General features: G+C 74.0%; 1 protein-coding gene. It reads right to left on the reverse strand.

Annotation, left to right across the window (positions count from 1 at the left end; translation table 11 throughout):
• Positions 1–102: 102 nt before the first annotated feature.
• On the reverse strand, positions 103–237 hold the full coding sequence (locus IG54_RS43535; RefSeq protein WP_267883690.1) for a hypothetical protein: 135 nt from the start codon (positions 235–237) through the stop codon (positions 103–105).
• Positions 238–412: the final 175 nt, after the last annotated feature.

Raw genomic sequence — 412 nt, forward strand, 5'->3', positions numbered from 1 at the left:
CACCCCCGGCCCCGACCCCCTCAACGGCCACCCCGCCCACGTCAGCCCTTGCACCGGCCACGTCGGTCGCCCCCAGCACGTCGCTCGCCCCGCCCGCTCCAGTCATCCCGCCACTCCCACAAGATCTCGGCCACCCACCTGCACCACATCCGCCAGCACCCGCACCATCAGCACCACGGCAAGCGCCCAGCCCTCACCAACGCCGAACCCGCCGAGCCCGCCCAGCACGAGATGCACCACCCCGGCATCTCAATCCCCCTTCCCCCGCCTGGTCCACCGGGGCCACCCCGCCGTCCCAAGCCCTCATCCACCACCCCAATGACCCCAATCACCCCACTAACCCCGCCAACGCCGCCAACCCCTCCATCCCCCTCACCCCCCCCCCCCCCCCACCCCCCCCCTCCCCCCCCCC

The organism is Streptomyces sp. NRRL S-920 (assembly GCF_000717945.1).
Lineage (GTDB): Bacteria > Actinomycetota > Actinomycetes > Streptomycetales > Streptomycetaceae > Streptomyces > Streptomyces alboniger.